The sequence below is a fragment of the Mycolicibacter senuensis genome, from assembly GCF_003284925.1.
In the GTDB taxonomy this organism is placed as follows: Bacteria; Actinomycetota; Actinomycetes; order Mycobacteriales; family Mycobacteriaceae; genus Mycobacterium; species Mycobacterium algericum_A.
The window spans coordinates 1-24644 of record NZ_QMEX01000009.1 but is presented as its reverse complement, the minus strand read 5'-3'; the positions used below and the strand labels follow the sequence as shown (position 1 = coordinate 24644).

General features: G+C 68.3%; 20 protein-coding genes. 10 read left to right on the top strand and 10 right to left on the bottom strand.

The window, feature by feature from the left end; translation table 11 throughout:
- Nucleotides 1–87: 87 nt before the first annotated feature.
- Genes DQP56_RS05085 through relB form a run of 3 tightly spaced genes read right to left on the bottom strand, consistent with a single transcriptional unit; the run spans nucleotide 88 to nucleotide 5625 of the window.
- Nucleotides 88–1035, bottom strand: coding sequence for an ABC transporter substrate-binding protein (locus DQP56_RS05085; RefSeq protein WP_112683895.1), 948 nt, complete (start codon nucleotides 1033–1035; stop codon nucleotides 88–90).
- Nucleotides 1036–1054: 19 nt separating this feature from the next.
- Complete coding sequence (locus DQP56_RS05080) at nucleotides 1055–4669, bottom strand: hydantoinase B/oxoprolinase family protein (RefSeq protein WP_112683894.1); 3615 nt, start codon at nucleotides 4667–4669, stop codon at nucleotides 1055–1057.
- A 5-nt stretch (nucleotides 4670–4674) separates the two neighbouring features.
- Nucleotides 4675–5625 carry a type II toxin-antitoxin system RelB family anti-toxin gene (gene relB, locus DQP56_RS05075; protein ID WP_234825512.1) on the bottom strand — a complete coding sequence of 317 codons (951 nt, stop codon included), beginning with the start codon at nucleotides 5623–5625 and terminating at the stop codon, nucleotides 4675–4677.
- A gap of 131 nt (nucleotides 5626–5756) precedes the next feature.
- Here relB and DQP56_RS05070 point away from each other — a divergent pair, with 131 nt between their 5' ends.
- The 3 genes from DQP56_RS05070 to DQP56_RS05060 are packed head-to-tail and all read left to right on the top strand — an operon-like array spanning nucleotide 5757 to nucleotide 8763.
- The gene (locus tag DQP56_RS05070; protein WP_112683893.1) at nucleotides 5757–6968 is read left to right on the top strand and encodes an acyl-CoA dehydrogenase family protein; all 1212 of its coding nucleotides are present in this window, start codon (nucleotides 5757–5759) and stop codon (nucleotides 6966–6968) included.
- A complete protein-coding gene (locus DQP56_RS05065) occupies nucleotides 6965–7981 on the top strand; it encodes a phosphotransferase family protein (protein WP_112683892.1) in 1017 nt (338 codons plus the stop codon). The genes DQP56_RS05070 and DQP56_RS05065 overlap by 4 nt, the downstream gene beginning before the upstream one ends.
- Before the next feature lie 20 nt (nucleotides 7982–8001).
- Nucleotides 8002–8763 carry an SDR family NAD(P)-dependent oxidoreductase gene (locus tag DQP56_RS05060; RefSeq protein WP_112683891.1) on the top strand — a complete coding sequence of 254 codons (762 nt, stop codon included), beginning with the start codon at nucleotides 8002–8004 and terminating at the stop codon, nucleotides 8761–8763.
- Nucleotides 8764–8859: 96 nt separating this feature from the next.
- On the opposite strand, the gene DQP56_RS05055 is transcribed toward DQP56_RS05060, so the two are convergent.
- Complete coding sequence (locus DQP56_RS05055) at nucleotides 8860–9426, bottom strand: VOC family protein (RefSeq protein ID WP_112683890.1); 567 nt, start codon at nucleotides 9424–9426, stop codon at nucleotides 8860–8862.
- Between the two features lie 116 nt (nucleotides 9427–9542).
- Here DQP56_RS05055 and DQP56_RS05050 point away from each other — a divergent pair, with 116 nt between their 5' ends.
- From DQP56_RS05050 to casI, 4 genes are all read left to right on the top strand, one after another.
- Nucleotides 9543–10178 (top strand): helix-turn-helix domain-containing protein, encoded by a 636-nt coding sequence (locus DQP56_RS05050; protein ID WP_165824901.1) that lies wholly within the window; start codon nucleotides 9543–9545, stop codon nucleotides 10176–10178.
- Nucleotides 10179–10208: 30 nt separating this feature from the next.
- Nucleotides 10209–11087, top strand: coding sequence for an NAD(P)-dependent oxidoreductase (locus DQP56_RS05045; RefSeq protein WP_234825511.1), 879 nt, complete (start codon nucleotides 10209–10211; stop codon nucleotides 11085–11087).
- 8 nt (nucleotides 11088–11095) lie between these two features.
- Nucleotides 11096–11218 (top strand): hypothetical protein, encoded by a 123-nt coding sequence (locus DQP56_RS25550; RefSeq protein ID WP_286167706.1) that lies wholly within the window; start codon nucleotides 11096–11098, stop codon nucleotides 11216–11218.
- 191 nt (nucleotides 11219–11409) lie between these two features.
- Nucleotides 11410–13068, top strand: a complete 1659-nt coding sequence (casI, locus tag DQP56_RS05035) for a steroid-22-oyl-CoA synthetase (protein ID WP_112683888.1) — start codon at nucleotides 11410–11412, stop codon at nucleotides 13066–13068.
- On the opposite strand, the gene ligD is transcribed toward casI, so the two are convergent.
- The gene (gene ligD, locus DQP56_RS05030) at nucleotides 13065–14306 is read right to left on the bottom strand and encodes a non-homologous end-joining DNA ligase (RefSeq protein ID WP_112683887.1); all 1242 of its coding nucleotides are present in this window, start codon (nucleotides 14304–14306) and stop codon (nucleotides 13065–13067) included. The genes casI and ligD overlap by 4 nt on opposite strands.
- Before the next feature lie 58 nt (nucleotides 14307–14364).
- Between ligD and fadD2 the strand changes: the two genes are divergently transcribed.
- Nucleotides 14365–16035 carry a long-chain-fatty-acid--CoA ligase FadD2 gene (gene fadD2 / locus DQP56_RS05025; RefSeq protein ID WP_112683886.1) on the top strand — a complete coding sequence of 557 codons (1671 nt, stop codon included), beginning with the start codon at nucleotides 14365–14367 and terminating at the stop codon, nucleotides 16033–16035.
- Between the two features lie 303 nt (nucleotides 16036–16338).
- Here fadD2 and DQP56_RS05020 read toward each other — a convergent pair whose 3' ends face one another.
- From DQP56_RS05020 to DQP56_RS05010, 3 genes are read right to left on the bottom strand one after another with little or no spacing between them, the layout of a single operon-like run.
- Nucleotides 16339–18531, bottom strand: a complete 2193-nt coding sequence (locus DQP56_RS05020; RefSeq protein ID WP_112683885.1) for an acyl-CoA dehydrogenase family protein — start codon at nucleotides 18529–18531, stop codon at nucleotides 16339–16341.
- Nucleotides 18532–18563: 32 nt separating this feature from the next.
- Nucleotides 18564–19520, bottom strand: a complete 957-nt coding sequence (locus tag DQP56_RS05015) for a 2-hydroxyacid dehydrogenase (protein WP_205868802.1) — start codon at nucleotides 19518–19520, stop codon at nucleotides 18564–18566.
- Complete coding sequence (locus DQP56_RS05010; protein ID WP_112683884.1) at nucleotides 19517–20167, bottom strand: TetR/AcrR family transcriptional regulator; 651 nt, start codon at nucleotides 20165–20167, stop codon at nucleotides 19517–19519. The genes DQP56_RS05015 and DQP56_RS05010 overlap by 4 nt, the downstream gene beginning before the upstream one ends.
- 88 nt (nucleotides 20168–20255) lie before the next feature.
- Between DQP56_RS05010 and DQP56_RS05005 the strand changes: the two genes are divergently transcribed.
- A complete protein-coding gene (locus DQP56_RS05005) occupies nucleotides 20256–20834 on the top strand; it encodes a VOC family protein (RefSeq protein ID WP_112683883.1) in 579 nt (192 codons plus the stop codon).
- Here DQP56_RS05005 and DQP56_RS05000 read toward each other — a convergent pair.
- Nucleotides 20831–21478, bottom strand: coding sequence for a TetR/AcrR family transcriptional regulator (locus DQP56_RS05000; protein ID WP_435673819.1), 648 nt, complete (start codon nucleotides 21476–21478; stop codon nucleotides 20831–20833). The two genes, DQP56_RS05005 and DQP56_RS05000, sit on opposite strands and share 4 nt — an antisense overlap.
- A 248-nt stretch (nucleotides 21479–21726) precedes the next feature.
- Between DQP56_RS05000 and DQP56_RS04995 the strand changes: the two genes are divergently transcribed.
- Nucleotides 21727–22689, top strand: coding sequence for a hypothetical protein (locus tag DQP56_RS04995; protein WP_112683882.1), 963 nt, complete (start codon nucleotides 21727–21729; stop codon nucleotides 22687–22689).
- A gap of 101 nt (nucleotides 22690–22790) precedes the next feature.
- On the opposite strand, the gene selB is transcribed toward DQP56_RS04995, so the two are convergent.
- A complete protein-coding gene (selB, locus tag DQP56_RS04990) occupies nucleotides 22791–24578 on the bottom strand; it encodes a selenocysteine-specific translation elongation factor (protein ID WP_112683930.1) in 1788 nt (595 codons plus the stop codon).
- Nucleotides 24579–24644: the final 66 nt, after the last annotated feature.

Here is a 24644-nt window from a genome sequence, read left to right as displayed (position 1 = left end):
TCAGGCCGGTTCGACGGTGCGGCCGAGGTGCGCCCCGAGCAACTCGGAGGCCTTGGCGGCCGACCGGCCGATCGGATCGGTCATCGGTTAGCCGATCACTCTGGCGATGAGGCCGGGCAATTGGTCGGCCACCAGTGGGTAGCTCAGCGGGGAGGCGAAGGCGATCGCGCCGGCCTGCTCCTTGGTGGTGAAGACGCTGCGCGACTGGTACGTGGCGATCTCTGGATCGTCGAGCAGCGCCGCGCGTTCGTCGTCGCCGTCGGTGGTCCAGATCAGTACGTCAGCGGCGCCGAGAACCGCGCCGATCCGGTCATGCTCGATCACCGCAGGTGTGTCGGCAACGGTCAGCCCCAGCTGCGAGAGGAACTCGGCACGCCAGCCGGTGCTGGTGGCGACGTTTCCATGGTCGAGGCGGCCCGCCAGCAGCAGCACCGTCTTGCCCTTGAAACCGGGGTGTGCCGCGGCGACTTCGGCGAACCTGGCGTCGACGCCGTCGACCAGTTTCCGCATCTGCTGCGCCTGATGCACCGCCTGGCCGATGGCCGCCGCCTGGATCTTCCAGGGCTCGAAGAAGGCATCGCCGCCCGACTGCGGCACGGTCGGCGCGATCGCCGACAGCTTCTGGTAGGTGTCGGCGTCCACTCCGGCGTTGGTCGCGATGATCAGGTCCGGCTTGAGTTCGGCGATCTGGGCGACCGCGATCCCGTTGTCCAGGTCCAGCACCACGGGTTCGGCGTCACCGAGGCGCTGTTGCGCCCAGGGCCACACCGCGAACGGCTGATCGCCGAACCAGTTGGTGACCGCGATCGGCACCACACCCAACGCGAGCAGGTCGTCCTGGCCGGTGTAGCCGGCGGACACCACCCGCTTGGGCGGTTCCGGCACGGTGGTCTCGCCGAAGAGATGCGCGATGGTCACCGGGCCCGGCGCGCCGGCGTCCGGATGGTCCCCCGACGAACAGGCCGCCAGCAGCGCGGCGCCCCCCGCCGCGCCGCAGAGGCCGAGGAAGCCGCGCCGGCTCCACTGGTCCCGCATTGCGCGAGATTAACGCTGATCAGCGAGGTTCGCCATACCCGCCGCCGCCGGGCGTCTCGATCACCAGCACATCGCCGGGCGCCACGTCGGTCGAGTCGCAGCCCGCCAGCTCGGTCACCCCGCCGTCGGCGCGCACCACCCGGTTGTGCCCCAGCGCCCCCGGCGATCCCCCGGCCATGCCGTAGGGCGCCACCGTCCGATGTCCCGACAGCACACTGACGGTCATGGGCTCGCGGAACTCGATGCGCCGCAGCCCGCCGTCGCCGCCGGTCCAGCGCCCCGAGCCGCCGCTGCCGCGCCGGATGGCGAACTCGCGCAACAACACCGGGAAACGCATCTCGAGTACTTCCGGGTCGGTGAGGCGGGAGTTGGTCATGTGGGTCTGCACCACCGAGGCGCCGTCGAAGCCGTCGCCGGCGCCGGAGCCGGAGCCGAGTGTCTCGTAGTACTGGTGGCCGGCATTGCCGAACGTGACGTTGTTCATCGTGCCGGAACCTTCGGCCTGCACCCGCAGCGCGGCCAGCAGTGCCCCGGTGATCGCCTGGGAGGTTTCGACGTTTCCGGCCACCACCGCGGCCGGGTAGCCCGGCGCCAGCATCGACGCGGCCGGAATCGTGATACGCAGCGGGCGCAGGCAGCCGTCGTTGATCGGGATGTCGTCTTCGACGAGGGTGCGGAACACGTAGAGCACCGCGGCGGTCGCGACCGACGACGGCGCGTTGAAGTTCGTCGCCAACTGGGGTGAGGTTCCGCCGAAGTCGATGGTGGCGCTGCGGGCGGCGCGGTCGACGGTCACCCGCACCGCGATCGTCGCGCCGGAGTCCATCACATAGCGGTATTCACCGTCGTCGAGGGAGTCGATCACCCGGCGCACCGCCTCCTCGGCGTTGTCCTGGACGTGACGCATGTAGGCCTGCACGACATCCAGGCCGAAATGATCGATCATCGCCCGGATCTCGTCGATGCCCTTCTGATTGGCGGCGACCTGTGCGCGCAGGTCCGCGAGGTTGGTGTCGGGGCTGCGTGACGGGAACCGGCCACCGGTGAGCAGCGATCGGGTCTGCGCTTCGCGGAACCGGCCGTCGTCGACCAGAAGCCAGTTGTCGAACAGCACCCCTTCCTCGTCGACGGTACTGCTGTCGGCCGGCATGGAACCCGGTGTGGTTCCGCCGATTTCGGCGTGGTGACCGCGGGAGGCGACGAAGAACAACACCGGGTCGTCCGGGTTCGCCCAGTCGCGGTAGACCGGGCTGATGACGGTGATGTCCGGCAGGTGGGTACCGCCGTGGTAGGGGTCGTTGACCGCGTAGACCTGACCGGGCCGTAGCTGCCCGGCTCGCCGGGCGATCACCTCCTTGACGGTGGCGCCCATCGACCCCAGGTGCACCGGGATGTGCGGTGCGTTGGCGACCAGGTTCCCGTCCGCGTCGAACAGTGCGCAGGAGAAGTCCAGTCGTTCACGAATATTCACCGATTGAGCGGTGGCCTCCAGCCGGGTGCCCATCTGTTCGGCGATGGCCATGAACAGGTTGTTGAAGATCTCCAGCAACACCGGATCGGCGTGAGTCCCGGCATCATCCGGCGCCGCGGCCGCCGCCCGTCGCAGCAGCAGCTGCCCGTCGGCGGTCCGCTGCGCCTGCCACCCGTCGTCGACGATGGTGGTGGCGTTGTCTTCGGCGATGATGGCCGGCCCGGACACGACGTCGGCCGGGGTGATCACCTCCCGCCGGTACAGCGGCGCGTCACGCCAACTGCCGCCGGTGTAGAGCCGAACGGTCTCGGGGGAGTGCCGTCCGGTGCCCGAAGCCGCCTGATCGGCCAGCTCGGGCTGTTCGGTGAGGCCTGTTGCCTCGACCGCGACCGCCTCGGCGATCAGCGGACGCTCCATCAGAAACGAGTACATGCTGCGGTGGATGTCCTCGAATGCCGCCGTCATCTGCGCGACGCCGTCCAGTTCGACGGGGATGGCGGTGTCGGTGCCCTGGTAGCGCAGGTGAACCCGCCGTGTCACTCGGATCCGGTCGGCCGGAACGTCTTGGTCGGTAAGGGCGGCGCGTGCCTGCCGTTCCAGACCGTCGGCGACGTCGCCGAGTTCGGCTGCCGCCGAGTCCAGCCGGGCCTCGACGGAGCGCTCCCGTATCACGGTGGTGTCGGCCAGCCCGATTCCCAGCGCGGACAGCACGCCGGCCATCGGCGGCACCAGCACCGTGCGGATGCCGAGTTGGTCGGCGACAGCACAGGCGTGCTGGCCACCGGCCCCGCCGAAGGTGGTCAGGGCGTAGCGGGTGATGTCGTGCCCCTTGGCCACCGAGATCTTCTTGACCGCGTTGGCCATATTCGCCACCGCGATCCGCAGGAACCCTTCGGCGACCTGCTCGGGGCTGCGGGCCGCAGGGTTATCGCCGGTGGCCGCGTGGATTGCGGCGGCCAGGTCGGAGAAGCCCCGGCGCACCGCTGCCGCGTCCAGCGGCTCGTCGCCGGAGGGGCCGAACACCGGTGGGAAATGCGCCGGCTGGATACGCCCGAGCAGCACGTTGGCGTCGGTGACGGTCAGCGGGCCACCGCGCCGGTAGCAGGCCGGTCCCGGGTCGGCGCCCGCGGATTCCGGCCCCACCCGGTATCGGCTGCCGTCGAAGTGCAGGATCGAGCCGCCGCCGGCGGCGACGGTGTGGATGTGCAGCATCGGCGCGCGCAGTCGAACCCCGGCGACCTCGGTGGTGAACACCCGCTCGTAACCGCCCGACGCCGCGCTGTAATGCGATACGTCGGTGGAGGTTCCACCCATGTCGAAGCCGATCACCGCGTCGAATCCGGCCAGCTCCGACATCCGGACCATGCCCACGATCCCTCCGGCGGGCCCGGACAGGATCGCGTCCTTGCCGCGGAAGTGATCGGCCGCGGCCAGCCCGCCGTTGGATTGCATGAACATCAGCCGTACCCCGCGCAGTTCGTCGGCCACCTGGGCGACGTAGCGGCGCAGCACCGGGGACAGGTAGGCGTCGACGACCGCGGTGTCGCCGCGTGGAATCAGTTTCGGCAGCGGGCTGACCTCACCCGACAGCGAGATCTGGGTGAAGCCCAGCTGGTTGGCCAGCGCACCGATCGCCTGTTCGTGCGCCGGGTTGCGATAACTGTGCAGGCACACCACCGCCACTGAGCGGATCCCGTCGGCGTGGGCGGCGCGCAGCGCCTCGCCCAGCGAGTCCAGATCCGGTGCGCGCAGCACGCTGCCGTCGGCGCCGATACGCTCGTCGACCTCCACGGTCCGCTCGTAGAGCTGGTCGGGCAGCACGATGTTGCGGTCGAAGATGCGGGGCCGGTTTTGGTAGGCGATGCGCAGCGCATCGCCGAACCCGCGGGTGATGACCAGCAGAGTGCGTTCCCCGGCGCGCTCCAGCAGGGCGTTGGTGGCCACCGTGGTGCCCATCCGCACTGCGTCGACGGTGCCGGGTGGAATCGGCGCGCCGTCGGGGATCTGCAACAGGGCGCGGATTCCGGCCACCGCGGCGTCGGGGTACCGGCCGGGGTTCTCCGAGAGCAGTTTGTGGGTGAGCAGTCGCCCATCGGGCCGTCGGGCCACGATGTCGGTGAAGGTGCCGCCCCGGTCGATCCAGAACTGCCACGTCGTCGACACGGCCCCTATTGTGCCCAACCGCCGGTCGGCCGGGGCGTGGACGCCGGATCGGAGGGCCGCGGGTTGGTCAGCAGGGACACCGCGAACTCGCCGTAGGCGCGTGCGGTCTGTTCGGGTGTGGCGGGACCGGCGGCGTTGAACCACTGCGGCAGCGACGTGCACATGGTCGCGATGGCGCGCGCGGCGATCCGGCGGTCGGCGGCGTCGCCGAGCACCGTCGCGACGCCCGCGGCGGCACTGACGCCTGCTTCCGCCGCTGCCCGGTCGATTGCTGCATCGAGCATGTGCTGCACTTTGTTTCGCGATTCGGTGATGCGTCTCCGGTTGGCCGGGTTCAGGCTGCGCATCTCGCTTGCTCCGATGAACGCCAGCTTCTGGCGATGGGTGTGGAACAGCGCGAGTGCCTCGACGATGCGCCGCACCTGCTCGATGCCGGTTGACGCGCCGGTGCACGCGGCCGCAACGCGCCAGTGCAGTTCGGCCATGGTCGCGTCCAGTATCGCGACCAGCAGTGCCTGCTTGTCGGGGTAGTGGTGGTAGATGCCGGGCACGCTCATGGCCGCGCGTGCGGCAACATCGCGCATGGTGCTGCCGTGGTAACCGGTGTCGACGAAGGCATCGACGGCCGCGCGCAGCACGGTGTCCAGAACCAACGGCGGAAACGTTCGCCAGTCGCGCTGGGGCGACCCCGGCTGCGCCGCGGCTCGATCCGAGCCGGGAGCGGCTATGCCGGCGCCGCCGCTCAGGAGTTGCGGGGCCGTCACGCCCAGCGCCTGCGCATATTGCTGCAGCCGCACCACCGAGATCCCCGTCTTGCCGTTCTCGACCGCGCTGACGGTGGCCGCGCTGAGCTGCAGACGCTGTGCGAGTTCCCGCACGGTCATGCCCTTCGCCCGACGCGCCGCGCGGATCGCACCGCCGCACGAGGCGGTCGTATCCACCGTCATGTTCAGCATTACTGAACTATAGGCCACTTGCGATCTGCTTTACCGTCACCCGTTTTGACTGAACAGCGCCTTCTGTGTCACAGTCCGTACTGTTCGGACCGAACGATTGGTCGGTCAGGTGACGGTGCTGATGGAGTGACATGGCAATCGAGCTGAGCTACTCGCCGGAGGTGACGGCGCTCGTCGAGAAGACGCGGGCATTCGTCGAGGACGTGGTGCTGCCGGTCGAGGACCGCTACGGCGGGGACATCGCCGCGGCCGGCGGTGACGCCGTGATCAAGGAGTTGCAGGCGGCGGCTCGGCAGGCCGGGGTGTTTGCGCCGCATGCTCCGGTCGAGTACGGCGGCCTGGGCCTGAACATGTCCGACCGGGCGCCGGTGTTCGAGGCCGCCGGGTACTCACTGTTCGGTCCGGCAGCGGTGAATATCGCGGCCCCGGACGAGGGCAACGTCCATCTGCTGGCGGAGGTGGCCAGCGCCGAGCAGAAGGCGCGCTACCTGGCTCCGTTGGCGGCCGGCGACGTGCGGTCGGCGTTCGCGATGACCGAACCCGCGCCGGGGGCAGGATCGGATCCGGCCGCGCTGACCACCAAAGCCGAACGCCGGTCGGGGGATTGGTACATCACCGGGCGCAAGTGGTACATCACCGGTGCCGATGGCGCCGCGTTCTTCATCGTGATGGCCCGGACATCCGGGGAGCCCGGGCAGCGCGGCGGGGCGACCATGTTCCTGGTGCCCGCCGACGCCGCGGGCCTGACCGTCGGCAGGCACCTGCAGACCCTCGACCGGTCCATGGTCGGCGGTCACTGCGAGGTGATCTTCGACGAGGTCCGGGTGTCCGACGACGCGGTGCTCGGTGAGGTCGACCGCGGCTTCGAGTACGCCCAGGTCCGCCTTGGTCCCGCGCGGATGACCCATGTGATGCGCTGGCTGGGCGCGGCTCGTCGCGGACACGACACCGCGCTGGCCCATGTGGTGGAGCGGCAAGGCTTCGGATCCGCACTCGGTGAGCTGGGCATGATCCAGAACATGGTGGCCGACAACGAGATCGACATCGCCGCCACCCGCGCACTGCTGGTGCGTGCCTGCTGGGAGCTGGATCAGGGCTCCGGCGCAGCTGATGCGACGTCGATCGCGAAGACGTTCGCCGCTGAGGCGATCTTCCGCATCGTCGACCGCAGCGTGCAGATGTGCGGTGCGCGTGGTGTCACCGAGGAGCTGCCGCCGGCGCGGCTGTCCCGGGAAGTGCGTCCGTTCCGGGTCTACGACGGCCCCTCGGAGGTGCACCGCTGGGCCCTCGCCAAGCGTCGGGTCGGTGCCGCCCGGCGGGCGCTCAAGGCGCCCCAGCAGTGACCGTCGAAGGGCTCGACGGCGCTGCGCTTCGCCGGTACCTCACCGACAGCGGCATTCCGGTTCAGGGTGAGCTCGCCATCGAACTGATCGCCGGTGGGCGCTCCAACCTCACCTTCAAGGTCAGCGACGAGGTGTCGGAGTGGGTCGTCCGCAGGCCTCCGCTCGGCGGCCTCACACCCTCGGCGCACGACGTGGGCCGCGAATTCGTGGTCACCCGAGGCTTATACGGGACCGCTGTGCCGATCGCCCGGCCGGTCGCGTTCGACGCCGACGGGACGGTGTGTGGCGCGCCCCTGACCGTCACAGAGTTCGTGACCGGGCGGGTCTACCGGCACAAGGACGATCTTGACGTGCTGTCGGACGCGGAGCTGGCCGCCAATGCCACCGCGCTGGTACGGGTGCTTGTCGACCTGCACGCGGTCGACTACCGCGCCGTCGGGCTGGAATCCTTCGGCAGGCCGGACGGATTCCTGGAGCGCCAGGTTCGGCTGTGGGCCCGCCAGTGGGAACTGGTCAAGACCCGCGAGATCGATGACGTGGCACCGTTGGCGGCCGCGCTCGCCGATGCCGTTCCGCCGACCCCGGAGCCGTCGGTGGTGCACGGCGACTTCCGCATCGACAACACCATCTGCGATCCCGAGCAGCCGGACGTCATCCGGGCGGTCGTGGACTGGGAGATGTCCACCCTCGGTGACCCGCTCACCGACATCGCGCTGATGTGCGCCTACCGCTCACCGGCTTTCGACGGCGTCTTCGGCCATCCCGCTGCCTGGACCAGTGCGCGGCTGCCCTCCGCCGATACACTCGCCGAAGAATACGCGCGGCGGTCCGGACGTGACCTGGGGCAGTGGAATTTTTACCTGGCGCTGGCGAACTTCAAGATCGGTGTCATCGCCGAGGGCATCACCCACCGGGCCCAGCACGGCGCGAAAGACGTGCTCAACGCCGGCGAAGCGGCGCAGGCCACGCCGGAGTTCATCGCCGCGGCACGAAAAGCGTTGAAGCGCTGCTGAATCTACGAAAGGTGACTCACGTGAGCGTACTGGACAAGTTCCGGATGGACGGCCGGGTCGCGGTGGTGACCGGGGCATCCTCAGGCCTGGGCGTGTATTTCGCCCGGGCCTTCGCCGAGGCGGGGGCTGATGTCGTGTTGGCGGCGCGGCGGGTGGAGAAACTCGCCGCGGCCGCCGAGCTGGTCGCGGCGACGGGACGCACCGCCCTGCCCGTGGCGACCGACATCGCCGACCCGGATGCCGCGACCAATATGGTCGAGGCCGCCATGGAGCGGTTCGGCCGCGTCGATGTGCTGATCAACAACGCCGGTATCGGTACGGCGCACCCCGCCACCCGCGAGACCCCGGAGCAGTTCCGCGAGGTGATCGACATCAACCTCAACGGGGCCTACTGGGCCGCGCAGGCCTGCGGACGGGTGATGCAGCCCGGTTCGTCGATCGTCAACATCTCCAGCATTCTGGGGCTGACCACGGCGGGACTGCCGCAAGCGGCGTATGCCGCGAGCAAGGCCGGCCTGATCGGTCTGACCCGCGACCTGGCTCAACAGTGGGGCGGCCGGAAGGGCATCCGAGTCAACGCGATTGCGCCGGGCTTCTTCCAGACGGAGATGACCGACCAGTACCGTCCGGGCTACCTGGAGAGCATCGCGCACCGCATCGTGCTGGGACGGATGGGCGATCCCGAGGAACTCGCGGCCACGGTGGTGTGGCTTGCCTCCGACGCCGGGGGTTACGTCACCGGGCAGACCCTCGCCGTCGACGGTGGCTTCACCATCAACTGAATCAGCTGAGGTCGGCGAACCGGATCGAGCTCGGCGCCTTGCTCTCGGGTCTCAATCGTTGAAGTCCCGGATCACCATATAGAAGGTCGGTGGCGGCTACTCGGCGCCGTCGTGGTGATTCGGCCGTGGCACGAGCGTCGGCGGGACCAACTGCCCGGGCTGGGGCCAGTTGCTGAACGCCTCGGCGTAGCTATGGCTCATCAGCTCGAGCACGGTGCCCCACGGATCCATGGAGTAGGCCAGCGTCCACGGTCGGCCGGGCACGAACTGGTAGGGCGACGCCACCAGGGTGCCGCCGTACTCGACGATGCGGTCGATCATGGCTGGAACGTCTGGATGCGTGATGCACAGCTGCCAGAGCCCAGCGGCAGCCCATGGCAGCGTTTCTCGCTGCGGCGGCAGTTCCCCGGCCGGCGGGTCAATGAACTGGAAGAGTTCGATTCCCACCGAGTTTCCGGTGAGCAGGTGCGCTTGCCACGCTCGGCGAAAGTGGGCGCCGAACACCGACGACGCCTCGGGATGTCCGGCAGCGGTGAGTTCGCGTGGACCCATGATGCACCGGAAGCCGAAGACGGCTCCGTACCAGTCGATGGCGGCGTGAATGTCCGGGACTGTCAGCCCCACGTGGTTGATGGCGAGTGTGGCGGGCGATGTCACGGTCATAGCGACCTCCGTCTCGTTAATGTGCAATATAGCGCACACCGGCGCGGCGCGAAGATGCCAGTAAAGACTGTCATGTGTACAGTTAGTGTCCGTAATACTACACACGTGGAGTGACGGTGGCCGACGAATCAGATGACCGCGCAGCGAAGGGGCCCACCAGCGACCTCGGTGGACGGATTCGCCGTATCCGCACCGCGCGCGGTTTGTCGGTACGCGAACTCGCCGGTCGGGCGGGATGTTCGCCAAGCCTGCTCTCCCAGGTGGAACGCGGCGTGACCACACCCTCGGCTCGCGTGGTCTACGCAGTGGCGCACGAACTGGGTACCACCCTGGATGAGTTGTTCGGTGCGCCGGCCGTCGACGCGGTTCCCGCCGTAGCGGCCGAGTCCTGGGGAAGGGCGACCGGCCCGGACGGAGCGGGAATCGTGCAACGCGCCGATGATCGGCGCAGCATCGATCTTTCCTCGGGCGTTCGCTGGGAGCGCCTCACCGCCGGCCACGACAGCAAGGTCGACTTCCTCAAAGTCGTCTATGGACCGGGCGGCCAGTCCTCGGATAACGGCCAAGCCATTCGACACGACGGCCGGGAGTACCTCTATGTCTTGCAGGGTGAAATCGAAGCTGTCCTCGGGTTCGAGACCGTACGGTTGCGCGAAGGGGATTCCGTTGCGTTCGACCCCGCGACACCGCATCGGTACCGCAACCCGACCGCCGACACAGTCCAGGTGCTGTCGGTCGTCGTACACCTGTAGCACCCGCCGCAATGAAGGAGAAAGATGTTGATGGACAGCGAAAATCGCGTCGGATTCATCGGGGCGGGGAACATGGGTACCGCGATGGCGGCGCGCCTGATCGACGCCGGCTATGACGTGACGGTGTGGAGTCGCACTGCGGCCAAGACAGCTGCTCTCGTCGAACGCGGCGCAACCCGTGGCGCAGACCCGGAGGACGCTATCGGAACCGGCGTGGTCTTCTCGATGTTGAGCAACGACGACGCGGTCCGGCAGGTCTTCACCCCCGAGAGGCTGACCGGCGCCCCCGACGGGTTCATCCATGTCAACCACGCCACGATCAGTCCCGCGACTGCACGCGAATTCGCCTCTGCGGCAACGCAACGAGGCAGTCGATATGTGAGCGCACCGGTTCTCGGCCGACCGGAAGCGGTGGCGGGCGGCAACCTCACGATTCTGGCCTCCGGCGATCCGGAGAGCCGTGCGGTGGTCAGGGCTCCGCTCGAAGCGATGAGCAGGCGGATCCACGACTTCGGGCCTTCGGCGGAATCGGCTCCCGCCGTCAAGATCTCGGCCAATTACCTGATCATTCACGCGCTACAGGCGCTCGCCGAATCGGTCACCACGCTCGAAGCTCTCGGTCTCGACGCGGAAGCGTTCGTCGGACTGATCAACGATTCCGTCTTCCCCGGACCGGTATACGGCGGATACGGGCGCGCTATCGCCACCGGTAGTTACACGCCGCCGGGGTTCACCAGCAGGCTGGGGCTCAAGGATCTTCGGCTGGCCCTCGGCATGGCCGAGGACCTGAAGGTCGAGCTGCCTACCGGCACGGTGCTGCAAGCAATCTTCGAGGAGGCCGTCGAACATGTCGGCGCCGACTTGGACTGGGCCAGTATCGCCGAGGTCACCCGCCGACGCGCCGGCTGATCAGCCGGGTGGCCCACGACTCCAACGCCCTGGTGTTGCCCGCCCATCTCGGCGGGCACGGCGGCGCCGAAGTCATCCGTGACGGAACGGGTTTCGCCATCAAGGCGTGGGCGCCATTCGACCCGATCTGAAATCGGAATCACCATGTCCGACCCGATGATGGCCACCGAGTCGGGAGCCGCTCGCGGCCTCCGGCTTTTCCGGACCTGGGTAGTCTGCGCTGATGAGGGTATATCCGTTGAAGCAGCTGTACCCGGGTGCCCAGGCCCCGGTTGCCCGCGAGGACCTTCCGCAACAGTACGCCGACTTCGTACACAGCTGAATGCCTGACGACATCGCCGCCATGCTGTTGGCCCGCGTCGGCGACCAACATCCGGGATTGCGCACCCGCCAGCAGGACTGGACCTGGGACGAGGTGGTGCGCGAGTCTGCCGCGCGTGCTGAGTGGGCCGCCGAACTCCGCCGTGATGGGCCCTTCCACATCGGAGTACTGCTGGACAACACCGAAGATTTCGTGTTCTGGCTCGGCGCCGCCGCGCTGGCGGGTGCGGTGATCGTCGGGATCAATCCCACTCGCGGCGATGCCGAACTGGCCGCGGAGGTCCGTCACGCGGACTGTCAGCTGATCGTCACCGACACTGACGGATTCGATCGACTGCGCGGTCTGGACCACGGCCTGGGCCCCGACCGTTTCCTGGTGACCGACGAGCCGCACTACGCCGAACGGGTGCGCGCGCATCGGGGGGAGCCGGTTGCTGCGCCCGGTGTGGGCCCGGAGTCACTGCTGCTGTTGTTGTTCACCTCCGGCACCACCGGTGCGTCGAAGGCGGTCAAGTGCAGCCAGGGCCGGTTGGCCCGGATCGCCGAGATGGCCACCACCAAGTTCGGCCATGTGCGCTCCGACGTCGACTACTGCTGCATGCCGCTGTTCCACGGCAACGCGATCATGGCGCTGTGGGCGCCGGCGTTGGCCAACGGTGCCACGATCTGCCTGACACCGAAGTTCTCGGCGTCGCAGTTCCTGCCGGATGTGCGCTACTTCGGCGCGACGTTCTTCACCTATGTGGGAAAGGCCATGGGATATCTGCTGGCCACCGAAGAACATCCCGACGATGCCGACAACACCTTGGTCCGTGGTTTCGGCACCGAGGCATCACCGCAGGATCAGGCGGAGTTCCGCCGCCGGTTCGGCGCTGTGCTGCACGAGGGTTACGGGTCCAGTGAGGGCGGCAACGCCGCAATACCCGACCCGGCGGCCCCACCCGGCGCGCTGGGTCGCCCGGCACACGCCGGTATCGCCGTGGTGGACCCGCAGACCCGCGCCGAATGCCCGGCGGCGGTCCTCGACGAGCACGGCCGGGTGACCAATGCCGACGACGCGGTCGGCGAGATCGTGGACAAGAACGGCGCCCGCGACTTCGAGGGCTACTACAAAAACGATGTCGCCGACGCCGACAAGGTCCGCGACGGCTGGTACTGGACCGGCGATCTCGGGTACCGCGACGAGGCCGGCTTCCTGTACTTCGCCGGCAGGCGCGGCGACTGGATCCGGGTCGACGGCGAGAACACCTCGGCGCTGACCATCGAACGGGTGTTACGCCGGCATCCGCTGGTCATCAGTGCCGGGGTGTACGCCGTGCCCGACCCCCGCTCGGGCGATCAGGTGATGGGTGCGATCGAGGTCGCCGACCCGGACGGGTTCGACACGACCGAGTTCGCGACCTACCTGGGCGCCCAGGCCGACCTCGGCGGCAAGGGCACACCGCGCTTCCTGCGGGTCTCGGCCAGGCTGCCGGTGACGGGATCGAACAAGGTGCTCAAACGTGAGCTGCAGGAACAACGTTGGCATACCGACGACCCGGTATATCGCTGGGAAGGGCGGGGTCGCCCGGTCTACACCCGGATGACCGACGATGACAAGCGGTCGCTGGACGCCGAATTCGTGACGTATGGGCGGCAGAGCTACCTGCGCCCGGGTTAGCTTCTCCTGTCTTCCCACGGGCTGTAGTCGGCGATCAGCTCCTCCTGCGGCGGGCGCTGCCCGGCCGGAACGTGCTGCAGGTTGATCCGGACCCGGTACCAGATCGAACTCGGGCCGCGCATACCGTCGAGCAGCACATCCTCGGGCGCCAGCCGGTTGGCCGCCGCGGCATGTTTTTCGCGCCAGACATCCAGGGCGGCCATCGCCTCGTCTTTGGTTTTGGTGCGGGCGATCTCGATCAGCGGCAGCGGCGATGCGCGCCGGCCACCGATGTTCTTGCGTGCTCCGCGCGGCGCCTTCTCTGCCGGACCTTGCTCTTCGGCCAGTTCCAGCAGTGACTCCAAATCGCCGCTCGTGTCGTTCATGCCCGCCCAGGCATCGCCGATCTCCGCGAACCGCTGCGGCACGGTGTCCATGGTGAACGCCGCCGGGTCGGCGTCGGGCACCTCGTCCCAGTGCAGCGGCGTCGACACCCGGGCGTCGACGGTGGCACGCACCGAATAGGCCGAGGCGACCGTGCGGTCCTTGGCGTTCTGGTTGAAGTCCACAAAAACACGAGCGCCGCGCTCTTCTTTCCACCACCGGCTGGTCGCCGACTGCGGCGTGCGCCGTTCGATCTCGCGGGCCACCGCCTGCGCGGCCAGTCGCACCTGCCGGAACTCCCATCGGGGTGCCAGCCGGGCGTAGATGTGCATACCCCGCGACCCGGACGTCTTCGGCCAGGCGGTCAGCCCGTGATCGGCCAGCACCTCCCGGGCCACCAGCGCCACTTCGACTATTTGTGTCCAGTCGACACCGGGCATCGGATCGAGGTCGACCCGAAGCTCATCGGGGTGCTCCAGATCGCCGGCGCGCACCGGATGCGGATTGAGGTCCACGCAACCCAGGTTGATCACCCAGGCCAGCCCGGCTGCATCGTCGATGACGACCTCCTGCGCCGACCGGCCCGAGGCATAGTGCAGTTCGGCGACCGACACCCAGTCCGGGCGGTTGGCCGGTGCCCGCTTCTGGAAGACGGCCTCGGCGTCGATGCCGTCGACGAAACGTTTGAGGATCATGGGTCGCCCAGCCACCCCGGCCAGCGCGCCGTCGGCCACCGCCAGGTAGTAGCGAATCAGCTCCAGCTTGGTGCGCGAAGCGGTGCCGTCGCGTCCGGGGAACACCACCTTGCCCGGGTGGGTAACCGCCACCCGGTGTCCCGCCACGTCCAGCGACAATCCGCCGGCCATGACCGCCATGCTAGCCAGAGGCCGAATCCGCTGTCGGGCAGCGACCTGCGTCACATAAGGTTGGACCATGGCAAAGCTCACCGACCTGCCAAGTCAGGCCGTCTCCACGCTCGGTCGTTACCTGGAACGAGGAAGCGCCGAGCTGCATTACCTGCGCAAGATCCTGCAGTCCGGTGCTTTGAGGCTGGAATCCCCAGGCGTCATTGCGAACGCGCTCGCCGATGGAGCCCGCTGGGGCGAGCTCGGGATGATTCCGGCGCTGAATGCCCGCCGCAACCCGAATGGCCTGGCCGTCATCGACGACGACGGCAGCATCACCTTCAAAGAGCTCGACGACGCCGCCAATGCGGTGGCCAACGGCCTAGTCGAGATGGGTGTGCGGGGCGGCGACGGGGTGGCGATCCTGGCCCGCAACCACCGCTGGTTCTTGATCGCCAACTACGGCTGCGCCCGGGTCGGCGCCCGGCTGATCCTGCTCAACAGCGAATTCTCCGGCCCACAGATCAAGGACGTCTCCGAACGCGAAGGCGCCAAGCTGATCATCTACGACGACGAGTACACCGAGGCGGTCTCGCAGGCCGACCCCCCGCTGGGCAAACTGCGGGCGCTGGGAGTCAACCCCGACAGCGACCAACCCTCGGGCAGCACCGACGAGACGCTGGCGCAGCTGATCGCCCGCAGCAGCAAGGCCCGCGCGCCGAAGGTCACCAAGCACGCCTCGATCATCATCTTGACCTCCGGCACCACCGGCACCCCCAAGGGCGCCAACCGCAGCACCCCGCCCACCCTCGCCCCGATCGGCGGGATCCTGTCGCACGTCCCGTTCCGCGCCGGTGAGGTGACGTCGCTGCCGTCGCCGATGTTCCACGCGTTGGGCTACCTGCACGCCACCCTGGCGATGTTCTTCGGCTCGACACTGGTGCTGCGACGCCGCTTCAAGCCGGCCACCGTGCTGGAGGACCTGGAGAAGCACAAGGTGACCGGGATCGTCGTGGTTCCGGTCATGCTGTCGCGGATCCTCGACGAGTTGGAGAAGACCAGTCCCAAGCCGGATCTGTCGAACCTGCGGATCGTGTTCGTGTCCGGTTCACAGCTCGGCGCCGAGTTGGCCACCCGGGCGATGAAGGACCTGGGCCCGGTGATCTACAACATGTACGGCTCCACCGAGGTCGCGTTCGCCACCATCGCCGATCCGGACGACCTGCAGTACAACCCGGCAACGGTGGGCCGGGTGGTCAAGGGCGTCAAGGTCCGAATCCTCGACGACAACGGCCACCAACTGCCGCAGGGCGAGGTCGGACGGATCTTCGTCGGCAACTTCTTCCCGTTCGAGGGCTACACCGGCGGCGGGGGCAAACAGATCATCGACGGGCTGCTGTCATCGGGCGACGTGGGCTACTTCGATGAGCGCGGGCTGCTCTACGTGGCCGGCCGCGATGACGAGATGATCGTCTCCGGCGGTGAGAACGTCTTCCCCGCCGAGGTCGAAGACCTCATCAGTGGGCACCCCGAGGTGGTCGAGGCGACCGCGCTGGGCGTCGAGGACAAGGAGTGGGGGGCGCGGCTGCGTGCCTTCGTGGTCAAGAAGGAAGGCTCCACCGTCGACGAGGACACCATCAAGGTCTACGTGAAGGAGCATCTGGCCCGCTACAAGGTGCCGCGTGAGGTGGTCTTCCTCGACGAGTTGCCCCGCAACCCCACCGGCAAGATCCTCAAGCGCGAACTCCGCGAGCTGTAGGCCCCCCTTCGCGCGCGTGCGTGTCCCCGGTACGACGCGCCGCGTCGTGACCGGGATTGCGCACGCTCGTGGCCGGTCTCCAGCGTGAAGGGCGGTCTCAGGGGACGCTGCCGATTGGCAGCGTCCAGGTGGCGCCGCTGATGCCGGTGAGCACCAGGGTGTACCGGTGCGCCGTTCCAGCGGGTTCGCTCGGCTTGACCGACCCGCCCACCGTCGTCGCCGACGTAGTCGTCCAGCAACGCCTCGAGGGTCTCGCGCGCTCCGGACGCAACCCTAGCGGCACCCTCGCGGGAAAATGCGGGGCTAGGGGTCGCGGGGCAGCCCCAGCAGCCGCTCGGCGATGATATTGAGCTGGACCTCCGAGGTGCCGCCGTAAATCGTTGTGGCACGGCTCATCAGCAGATACTCGGCCCACTTGCCGGGCAGTTGCTCGCGATCACCGATCGCGGCGTCACCGGCGAAGGTGCTCACCCCGAACTCGGCGTAGCCCTGGCCGGTGCGCATCGACAGCAGCTTGGACACCGCCGCCGCCGGCATCGGGTCCTTGCCCGCCAGCGTCAGCAGCGTCGAACGCAGGTTGAGCAGTTTGGCGGCGTGGCCCTCGGCGATCAGCTCACCGGCCCGGCGGTGCTCGCCCTGGTCGAACTGGCCGTCGCGGATGAACTCCACGAACCCGTCGAGGCTGGCCAAAAACGGCATCTCCGAGCCGCCGATCGACACCCGCTCGGCCGTCAGCGTGTTGCGGCTGACCTCCCAGCCCCGGTTCACCTCGCCGAGCACCAGCTCGTCGGGGATGAACACATCGTCGATGAACACGGTGTTGAACATCGCCCCGCCGGTGAGTTCGCGCAGCGGACTGACGGTCACGCCCTCACTTTTCATGTCCAGCAGAAAGTAGGTGATCCCATCGTGTTTGGGGGCCGCGGCGTCGGTCCGCGCCAGCAGGGCTCCCCACGACGAGAACTGCGCGGCCGAGGTCCAGATCTTCTGCCCGCTGATCCGCCAGCCGCCGTCGACCTTGGTGGCCTTGGTGGTCAGGCTGGCCAGGTCCGAACCCGCGCCCGGCTCGGAGAACAGCTGGCACCACACCAGCTCGCCGCGGAACGTGGGCGGCAGGAAACGCTGCTTCTGCTCCTCGGTGCCGAACGCCACGATCGACGGGATGAGCCACGCCGCGATACCCATCCCCTGGCGGCGCACCCGGCCGGCCGCGAACTCCTGCTCGATGATGATCTGCTCGATCGGCTCGGCGGCCCGCCCCCACGGCTTCGGCAGGTAGGGCAGCACCCAGCCGCCCTCGGCGATCGCCACCGTGCGCTCGTCGCGCGGTATGGCCTTGAGCGCGGCCACCTCCGCACGGATCTCCGCCCGCAGTTTCTCGGTTTCGGGATCCAGGTCGATGTCGATCTTGCGCATCCCGCCGGCAGTGGCGGTGTCGACGACCTGCTGCGGGTAGTCGGCGCGACGGCCGAACGAGGCGGCCAGGATCAGTGCCCGCCGGTAATAGACGCCCGCGTCGTGCTCCCAGGTGAAACCGATCCCACCGTGGACCTGAATGCAGTCCTGGGTGCAGTGCTGCGCCGCCTCCGGGGCCAGGGTCGCAGCAACGGCGGCCGCGAACTGCACGGCCGAACCCGCGGCGTCGTTCCCGGTTGCCTCGTCGATCGCGCGGGCAGCGTCCCACACCGCGGCGGTGGCGCGCTCGGTGGTGGCGATCATCTCGGCGCACTTGTGTTTGATGGCCTGGAACTGACCGATCGGCCGGCCGAACTGTTCGCGGATCTTGGCGTACTCCGCCGCGGTGTCGGTGGCCCACCGGGCCACCCCGACCGCCTCGGCGGACAGCAGTGTCGAGATCAGCGCGTGCGCCTGCGCCTGGTCGAGGTTGCCCAGCACGGCTTTGTCGCCGACCTCGACTCCATTGGCCCGCACGTGTGCGATCGGACGTAGCGGGTCCACGCTTTCCACCGGCTCGATCTCGAGCTGGTCGGCACTCAGCACCACCCAAGCTTCGCCGCTGTCGATCGCCACCGGCAGCACCAGCAGCGACGCCTGCGCGGCCGCCGCGACGGCACGGACCTCACCGCGGATCACCAGGCCGTCACCGTGGGCGGTGGCCGTCAGTCCGGGGTTGAGGGTGTAGCTGGCGATGACCTCGCCGGTGGCCAGACCCGCCAACTCGGCGGCGGCCGGATCATGGGCGGCGATCAAGGCGCCGGCGATCGCCGACGGCACGAACGGGCCGGGCACCGCGGCATAACCGAACTCGGCCAGCACCACCGCCAGCTCCAGGATGCCGAACCCCTGCCCGCCGACCTGTTCGGCCAGATGCACCCCCGCCAGACCCTGCTCGGCGGCGGCCCGCCAGTACGGCGGCGGGTTCTCGATCGGGTTGTCCATTGCCGCATGCAGCAACTCGGACGGCACCGCCCGGGTCAGAAGTGACCGCACTGAATCGGCGAGGTCCTGATGCTCAGATGTGATCGCTATGGGCATGTTGCGCCTTTCGGTGTGTGCGTGGGGCCAAACTAACAACCGGTCGGTTGGTTGACCACCTCGGTCAGGGGTTGACCGTCGCGCAGCCGGCGACAGTTGTCGACGGCGGCGCTCAGGTAGCGCTGCATGGTGTCGGCGGTGTACCAGCTGACGTGCGGAGTCAACACCACGTTGTCCAGGCCGAGCAGGGGGTTGTCCGGGCTGATCGGCTCGACGGCGAACACATCGAGACCGGCGCCGGCCAGCCGCCCGCTCGCCAGCGCCTCGGTCAGTGCGGTCTCGTCGACGATGGTGCCACGCGCGGTGTTGACCAGCACCGCCCCGGGTTTCATGCGCGCCAGCGCGGCCCGGTCGATCAATCCCGCGGTGGCCGCCGTCAACGGCACGTGCAGCGACACGACATCGGCTTCGGCCAGCAGCTCCGGCAATGAGCGCCAGCCGGGGCGACCGTCATCGCGGGTGCTGGTGTGCAGCACGTTGGCGCCCATGGCCGAGACGATCCCGGCGACGCGTCGGGCGATGCTGCCGTAACCGACCAGACCGACGGTGCAGCCGCCGATGTCGCGGCAGTACTCACCCAGATCCGGATCGGTGGGCCAGCCGGACCCCTGACGCGTCGAGCGATCCAGCGACACCAGCCGGCGCAGCACCGCCAGCATCAGCAGCACGGCGCCCTCGGCCACCGACGCCGCGTTGGCGCCGGGCATGTTGGCCACCGCGATGCCGCACTCGGTGGCGGTACCGACGTCGATGGTGTTGATCCCGACGCCGAACTTCTGCACCAGTCGCAGTCGCGGTCCGCCGCGCAGGTCCTCACCGGACAGCGGACGCAGCACGTGCCAGATCACCTCGGCATCGGCGAGCTCACGGCGGAAGATGGTGTCGTCGTCGGCGGCGCACCACCGGATATCGAGCCAGTCCGATTCCGGCGCAACGAAGTCGATGACCTTCGGGCCGGGGATGAAATGCGCCAGGACCCTCAGGCTCACTGGCGGCCTGTCGGCTCAGCGTAGATGGCCCGATAGAACACGTTGGCCAGGGTTCGGATGCAGGCGTCGTCGTCCGGCGCGGCGCCGCCGTGGCGGGGGGTGGCCAGTTGGACATAGCAGAACTGGTTCAGCATCGACACGATCGCCACCGCGAGTAGCTCGGGGTCGTCATCGGCGCAATGGCCGTCAGCCTGCGCTCGTTTCACCGTTTCGATGATGAAAGCCACTGGTACCGCACAGATCTCGGCCCAGTAATGGGCAAAGTCGTCGTTGACCATCGCCAGCTGGGAGACTCCGACCATCTCGGCGAGTCGGTTGCGGTAGGTATACCAGTGGGCGGCGGCGGCCTGCTCGATGCGCTCCCGGTTCGACAGCCCGTGCCGCACGGCGCCGGAGACCCGCTCGCCGGCCTCGTCGCGGAACCGCAGCGCCCACTCCCGGACCATCGCTTCTTTGGAGTCGTAGTAGTTGTAGAACGACGCGGTCGATCGACCGGCCTCGGCAGCGATGTCGGCGATGGTGGTGGCCAGCACACCTTTGCGGGCGATCACCACCCGCGCGGCGGAGTCGATCGCCGCCTGGGTGCGTCGGCCCCGACGAGTCGGCAACGGGTCGCGGTGAATGGGCTCTTCGGAGAGGGTCGACACCGAATCGATTCTCCTGTCGCTGCCGGGGCTGGATCAAACGTGAATCTGATGTTAGATTCAGATTCTGATCTTGACCAGAGGAGTCACGATGATCAAGCCGCACGGTGTCAACACCGAGTTCGAGATCAGTGGGATCAACCACGTCGCGCTGGTCTGCGCCGACATGGCCCGGACCGTCGACTTCTACAGCAACGTGCTCGGCATGCCGTTGGTCAAGTCCCTGGATCTGCCTGCCGGGATGGGGCAGCACTTCTTCTTCGACGCCGGCAACGGTGACTGCGTCGCCTTCTTCTGGTTCGCCGACGCGCCGGACCGCGTACCGGGCATCTCATCGCCGGTCGCCATCCCGGGCGTCGGTGAGATCGTCAGCGCGGTGAGTACCATGAACCACTTGGCCTTTCACGTGCCCGCAGACAAGTTCGACGCCTACCGTCAGCGACTCAAGGACAAAGGGGTCCGCGTCGGGCCCGTTCTCAACCACGACATGTCCGAATTCCAGGCCAGCCCCACCCTGCATCCCGGCGTGTACGTCCGGTCGTTCTACTTTCTCGATCCCGACGGAATCACACTTGAATTCGCTTGCTGGACAAAGGAATTCACTCCGGACGAGGAACATGTCACACCGAAGACCGAAGCCGACCGGAGGGTTCCGGCCGCCACCACTTAGTCTCGGTACAGCGCCGGATCGCCGAGTTTGTCCAGCAGTGCGGCCAGTTGCTCGATCAGGCGTTCCGGCTTGAACCGCACGTCACCGGCCAGCCAGGCGCTGATGGTCTGGGCGACCCCACCGACGACGAAGTGCCCGGCCGCTTTGATCCGGTCGTTCTCCGGTAGTCGCAGCGCGCTGCCGGCGTGCTGGCCAGACAACATCGCCAGCAGCGCACTGGATTCCACCCGTTTGCGTACCACCACTGGGTTGCTCAGATGTACGCCGAACAGCAGTCGCCCGATCCGGGCGTCACTTGCGATCGTCCGCACGATGTTGGCGATTCCGGCACGGGTCTGCTCGCCGGGCGGTGCCACCTTCACGGTCGACTGGGTCTTGGCGGCCAGGTCCGCGATGACGGAGTCGAAGACCGCGCTGACGAACTCTTCCTTGTCGGCGAAGCTCTCATAGAAGTAGCGGGCGGTCAGGCCGGCCTGCCGGCAGATGCCCCGCACGGTGAGTTCCGCGATCTGCGGCACGTCGGCGCCGAGAAGGTCGAGCCCGGCCTCAAGGAGCCGGGCTCGGCGCGATGCCCGACGTTCGACGGCGTCGACCCCGCCGTACGGGCGCGCCCCCGACGCCTTGGTGGACACCATGTCGAACATCTTGGCATCGGGCCTGACGCAGAGCAATGTCCGGCAACGGGCGTTCTCAGGTTTCTGAGCCGGACGATGACGGCAAAGGGCCGGGCCTGAGGCGCCGTCTTTCGATGAGATGCAGGCTGCGACCGTGCAGACCGGACCTTCGGGCGAAATTTACCTGTGATTTTAGTTGACGACACATCAGAAAACCCCTAATGTTAGCCAAGCCATGATCTGAACAGGATCACCGGTTACAAACAAGGGGACATATCATGAAGCTGATCATACTAGGCGTCGCCGCCGGAGGTGCCGCAGCAGCATTCCTCACCGCCGCGACCGCCGGCGCCGAGGTCTCGGAGACTCCGGGGACCTGGACGCCGACCTACAACGTCGACACCGCCGAGATCCTGCAGTCGGCGAACTCGTTCGCCAACACCTGGGCCGTCACGTCGATCTTCACCCACAGTGACGGCGTGGAACTCGCCGGAACGACCTACCTCACCCCGTCGACGGGCGGGCTCAACACCCTGTTCATCGACAACGCCACCGGCGACATCTACAACCAGAACCAGCTGGGACTGGGCTTCACCAACCTGTACTACGACGCCGGCGGCGACGGCAAGGATGTCGTCGACATCCTCAAGACGCCCTTCGGAAACATCGACATCTCTTCGATGGCGGCGTGGTTCGCGCCGGCCGACGTGGCAGACCTGACCCCGGCGTCGCCGCTGGAAGCGCTGGAGAACGCCGGCCTGTACAGCGCCCTGAACCTGGGTCTGGGTGAGGACGCTCCTGCCGACGTGACGTGGGAACCGACCTACGGCCTCGACGGTGCTCAGCTGCTCGATGTCAACGACCCGTTGTCACAGACCTGGAAGTTGACCGCGGCCTTCACCAACAGCGACGGCGAGATGCTGTCGGGCACCAACTACATCACGCAATCGTTGTTCGGCGGCGGCATCAACAACCAGTTCGTCACCAGCGACGGGGATGTGTACGCGCAGCACCAGCTGGGGCTCGGCTTCACCAACCTGTACTACGACGCCGACGGCGACGGCAAGGATGTCATCGACATCCTCAAGACGCCCTTCGGAAACTTCGACATCTCTTCGATGGCATCGTGGTTCGCGCCGACCGACTTCTCCGATGTCGACGCGGTCTCGCCGGTGGCCGATCTGGAGGACGCCGGGCTCTACAGCGCCCTGGACCTCGGTCTGCTGACCCCAGACGTGTAACCAGCCGCACCGCAAGCACGAATGCCCCGGTTCTGCCGGGGCATTCGTGTCTGGCTGGCCCAGACCGGCCCGTGCAGCGCCGCCGACCGGGGCGGTATCCGTCAGCGCGCCACTTCCCGACGGACGTTGTCGATCCGACGGGTCCAGCCGCGCGAGTCGAGGTGCTCCAGCAGCGGGATCGCCACCCGCCGGGTGGTGCGCAGCGCCTGCTTGGCCTGCGTGGCGGTGAAGGGTTGGCTCAACGACGCCAGTTCCCGCATCGCCAGCGCCGGCGCCGTCGGCAGCAACACCACCGATTCGGTCAGCCGCAGCAAGCGGCCGGCCCGCTCGGCCGCGGCCAGTTCGCGAATCCCCAGTCGCAGGGCGGTCAGGTCGTCCGCGTCGGGGGCTCGGAACGGCTCGGCGGCAAGGCGAGACTCCAACGCCGCGATCGCGGCTTCGGCCGGCCCGAGATCGCCACCGGTGCCCGCTATCCGGATCAGGCCGTCATGGAACTCCAGGCCGGCGTCACGGACCACCTCGTCGAGCAAGCCCGCTTCGGGTAGCCCCAACAGATCAGCCGCTGCCCCACTGGACATCCCGGCCGACAACGGGTTTCGCTCATGCAGCTCCCGGGTCGCCGAACCCAGGCGGTCCAGCCAGCCCCGGTAGGTGCTCGTCTGAACCCACCAGCCACGGACCTCGCGCACCCCGGCAGGCACCGCCGTGCAGTCGTAGCCCAGCAGCTGCAGCCGGGCGCGCAACACCGCACCCCGGTCGGCTACCACTGCCCCCGGATCGCCGCCGGATGCCAGTGCCGCCAGCACAACCGCGCGTCGGGTGCCGTCGCCGCGGCGCCGCAGCGCCGGAGGATCGGGATCGAGCACGCGGACCCCGGCCACCACCCGCCGGCCACCAGGGTCGCGCAACACCAGTCGATCCGAAAGCGACAGCGGCAGCGGGTGTTCCAGCGTGAGTCGGGCATGGTCGTCGTCGAACGGCCGGAGCCGGGCCGGTACCGACGCGGTGCCGACGTGCACCACCAGGTGTTCGGGCGCCTGGCCCAGCGCGAGACCGGTCGCACGGCGCACATCCACCATGCTGGGGGTCGGCCACGCACCGACCGTGACCAGCGTGTCGCCGCGGTGCGCGTCTGCTGCCGACACCCCCCGCAGGTTGACGGCCACTCGTGCCGTCGGCGACACCGTCGCGCAGTCGTGGCCGCAACTCTGCAACCCTCGAACGGTCACCTCGCGCGGCTGTCCCCGCCCGAGCAGGATAAGCCGGTCACCGCGAGCCAGCGTGCCGGCGGTGAGGGTGCCGGTGGTCACGGTCCCGGCGCCGGTGATGCTGAACGAGCGGTCCACCCACAGCCGAACCCGTGCGGTCGGGCAGGGCGCGGGCAGCTGGGACACCACCGCGTCGAGCGCTGTTCGCAGCTTGCTCAGGCCGACACCGGAGACGGCGGACACCGCCACGGCGGGGGCATCGTGCAACCCGGTCTCGGCGAGTTCGGCGCGGGTCGCGGCCAGCACCTCGGCGACCCGGGCGGGTGGCACCCGGTCGATACGGCTCAGCGCCACCAGCCCGTGCGAAATACCCAGCGCCGCAACGGCATCACGATGATCAGACGACTGCGCCCGCCAGCCCTCGTCGGCCGCGACCACGAAACACACCACCGGCGCCGGGCCCAGACCGGCCAGGGTGTTGGCGAGGAAGCGTTCATGCCCGGGCACGTCGACGAACGCCACCGGGGAGCCCGACGGCAGTGTGGTCCACGCGAACCCGAGATCGATGGTGAGTCCGCGGCGGCGCTCCTCGGCCCACCGGTCGGGCTCCATCCCGGTCAGCGCTCGCACCAGGGTGGATTTGCCGTGGTCGACGTGCCCGGCGGTGGCTACGACGAACATGGCCACATCACGGTCACGCCAGCGCCGCGCGCACCGCGGCCAGCAACCGTGCGTCGTCGGCCTCGG